The organism is Vibrio fujianensis, assembly GCF_002749895.1.
Lineage (GTDB): Bacteria > Pseudomonadota > Gammaproteobacteria > Enterobacterales > Vibrionaceae > Vibrio > Vibrio fujianensis.
This window is the reverse complement of the sequence record NZ_NBUS01000015.1, coordinates 1-3,149: the sequence shown is the minus strand read 5'-3', so window position 1 is coordinate 3,149 and position 3,149 is coordinate 1. Positions and strand designations below refer to the sequence as shown.

3 protein-coding genes are annotated in these 3,149 nt (G+C 39.8%); all 3 read left to right on the top strand.

Translation table 11 applies throughout. From position 1 onward, the window contains the following. Positions 1-121: 121 nt before the first annotated feature. The 3 genes from B7C60_RS00300 (at position 122) to B7C60_RS00280 (ending at position 2,269) form a co-directional block, all read left to right on the top strand. Complete coding sequence (locus B7C60_RS00300) at positions 122-667, top strand: hypothetical protein (protein ID WP_157928661.1); 546 nt, start codon at positions 122-124, stop codon at positions 665-667. A gap of 213 nt (positions 668-880) precedes the next feature. Then, positions 881-1,261, top strand: coding sequence for a hypothetical protein (locus B7C60_RS00290; protein ID WP_055049814.1), 381 nt, complete (start codon positions 881-883; stop codon positions 1,259-1,261). Positions 1,262-1,981: 720 nt separating this feature from the next. Beyond that, the gene (locus B7C60_RS00280) at positions 1,982-2,269 is read left to right on the top strand and encodes a hypothetical protein (protein ID WP_099609958.1); all 288 of its coding nucleotides are present in this window, start codon (positions 1,982-1,984) and stop codon (positions 2,267-2,269) included. Positions 2,270-3,149: the final 880 nt, after the last annotated feature.

Sequence of the window (3,149 nt, the reverse complement as noted above, 5' to 3'; positions counted from 1 at the left end):
TATAAAAAATAAACGGATGATACCAAGTGGATCAGTTTTCGATGATCGTTAGTGGATCAGTTTTGCATGATCGGTGACATCCAGAAGTTAACCTTCAGAGGTATGAATGTCAGAGCTATTTATGAAAGAAGTAATCACGACGGTAACGTCGAGTGCTGTATTACTTGGGGTAATAGCATATTTACTACGTTCTATAGTTAAGCATATTTTGGACAAAGACTTAAAAGTACATGCAACACAATTGCAAGCAAAGGCAGATGTTCAAATGGCTATTTTCAAAGATAACTTGGAGAAGGAGCGCACAAGGCTTCAAGTTTCATATGGGGGCATTTTTGAACGACAAGCTGATGCAATTATCGAGTTGTATGGGATTGCTTTAGCTATAGAGGGCAGACTTAATGACGGAATTTCAAAGCCAGAAGCAAGAGAAGAACTCCATAACCTAGTTCTCAGGTTACGTGCTTTCTATCATCAAAATAGAATTTTGTTTCCCGAACGTCTTGACTATTTAGCTAAAGATTTGTTAGGTCTCGGTATAAATATTTATTCTGAGTCATCAAATGGAAAAATCCCTAGTGACTTGTACTTGGCTTTGACAGCAACAAAAGATGAAGCAATTCGTGAAATAAGATGTCTTTTATCGACAAATGTGCCATCAAACTCATAACAAACGGTTCAAGAGGGACAGCCAACGCGCGGCATTTTTATTTTGCGTTGGTTTTTGTGGTTACGGTGTTATGCGGAAGCTTGGTTGTGGCGTTGGCTGCCCCTTAACCGGGCGTTAAGTGTTCTTAGATTGGGTGCATTCTATACATTATGGTGGTTAATATAGAAAGCAAGCTGGCACGGACACAAGTTTAACTTCAATAGGAGATTTTATATGAACGAAGAGTGCCCCAAATGTGGAGCGAAATTTTCGGTAACTGAAATCGGTGGTGGTGGAATCTGTGGAGCTTGTCGAGAGCCAATTGATTGCCCTTACTGCCATGAAACTGTTAGAGAAGAGCGTACTACAGGAACATTTTCCTCGACACTTATAAAAGTCCCTAACAGCCCACTTTCTCGATATCTTGGTATTTCTGATGACGATTGGGAAGAAATGGGAGCTGAGCTTAATGCAAACACTGGCAATAGTGGTGATATGACTTACTGCTATTGGTTCATGGTTCCAGAGGATACTCCTGAGGAAATTTTGCATAAAACAGGTTGGAAAACTGGACAAATGATCGATGATATTCCCTTGGATGTTGTAGATAACTAAGGTGACTACTAAGAACTTATTCTGGTGCAAGAACACTTAACAAACGCCTCAAAGGGACTGTCAACGCGTGGCGTTCCCAGTCCCATTGAGCCGCGGTGGTTACGGTTGTTGTGTTTGAGTTTAGTGGTAATGCGTTGCCAGCCCCTTAGGCGGGCGTTATGTAACCGTAAAGAAAAAAGACCACAATGCATTGAAAAGTAAATATTTTTTATGATTGATCTAATTTCAATGTCGACTTTGTCTGAGCGAGTTTCATGCATGTTGATTTAACTTTCGGCTTCTTGTTCTTCGAGTTTTTTACTCTGGCTTCAATGGTAAAGCGAGTTTGCGATAAGCTTGGTGGCAGTCGCTTTTTTCTTTGAACTAGGGCTCGCAGTTTCGTCGTTGCCACGCAAATTCTACTGGGTTACTGCTAACTTTTCATGTAAGTTAAACGATATTTGGGAATGTTGTTCTTTGTAAAGCTTTGAAATGGTTAGCAAAGTTACATAACAAAGCATTCAAGAGGGACAGTCAACGCTTGGCAGTTTTGGTTTGGTTGAGCATTTAAGGTTACGGTTGGTTAATTTGAGCGCAGTTGTTTGCGTTGGCTGCCCCTTAATGCGGCGTTATGTGCTTATGCATCTAATTTGGGCTGTATCGCATAATCAGTACAGGTTTTAAGGAATGTTTCCAGTTATAGAGTAGGATTTTTCGAGGGTGCAAACGGAGTTCTCGCTTATGAATACTTGGAAAAGTAAAAGGTTAAACAGGTGGAAACAAACTCGTAAAAAAGGACGGGGTCATTACGTTTTAAAAACTACTTTAATTGCAACTGGTTCAGTCTTGTTTGGAAAAACAGTTGGTTTCATCCTATTTGACAAAGTTCGCACGTGGTTAGAATTCTGGTTTGATTTCGGTTTGTCGACACTGGTATTACTTGCTCTTGGGGTAGTTTTAGGTTTTGTAACGTGGAGTGTCTCAGAGTCTTGGTATAGACGAGAAATTAATAAACAAGAACGCACATAACAAACTGTTTAAGAGTGATTCGCAACGCGTGGCATTTTTACTATGCGTTGCGTTTAGTGTTTAAGGTGGTATGCAGCAGCTTCGGCATTGCGTTGCTCACACCTTAACAGGGCGTTATGCTTTATTGAGACTCAGCAAAATCAATATATAAATTTTAATGGGAAAACTTAGTCTGATTCAGAAGTTTTCCTTTTCTAAGTTGTTGATATTATGAGTTTATTGTTCTTTTTTGTGGCTATTGAAAGTTGAACGATACTCGTGCTTTTTCGGCAACTTTGCCCTGATAAATTGTGCTCGCAAAAGGTTCGATTGTCGCTGAAAGGTCTCTTTCTTTGGTGTTGATTGTTCATTGATTCCACCGGCTATTTCGCTTCAGCATGTTTGGGATCTCATTGGCTTCTTGCTTGCTGATAGTGTTTGGTTAGCGCAAGTTTATCGGCGAATGTGCGCTTTTTTCCGACTCTGCTCTGATAAATTGTATGCGTAAAAGGTTCGATTGTTGCTTAAAGGTCTCTTTCTTTGGTGTTGCTGGTTCATTGATTTCGCAGGCTATTTCGCTTCAACTTATTTGGGATCTTATAGGCACCAATGATTGCTGAAAGTAGGCAAGTTTATCATTTTGAGTTAAAGTGGGCGCAAGTAATAAATATTGTAAAAGTTCAATATAATCAATAGGTAATAAAGCATAACAAACGCTTCAAGAGGGACTTCCAACGCGTGGCATTTTTATTGTGCGTTGATTTCGGTGGTTACGGAGTTATGCGGAAACTTGGTAGTAGCGTTGTCAGCCCCTTAAGCGGGCGTTATGTAACCGTAGAGAAAAAGACCGCAATGTATTAAAAATTAAAGTTTTTTATGATTTCTTTGCTTTGAATTTAGC

What these genes read in the sequence shown, in the direction of transcription:
- B7C60_RS00300 (WP_157928661.1), top strand. Translation starts at nt 122, where the DNA reads ATGAAAGAAGTAATCACGACGGTAACGTCGAGTGCTGTATTACTTGGG.
- B7C60_RS00280 (WP_099609958.1), top strand. Translation starts at nt 1,982, where the DNA reads ATGAATACTTGGAAAAGTAAAAGGTTAAACAGGTGGAAACAAACTCGT.
- B7C60_RS00290 (WP_055049814.1), top strand. Translation starts at nt 881, where the DNA reads ATGAACGAAGAGTGCCCCAAATGTGGAGCGAAATTTTCGGTAACTGAA.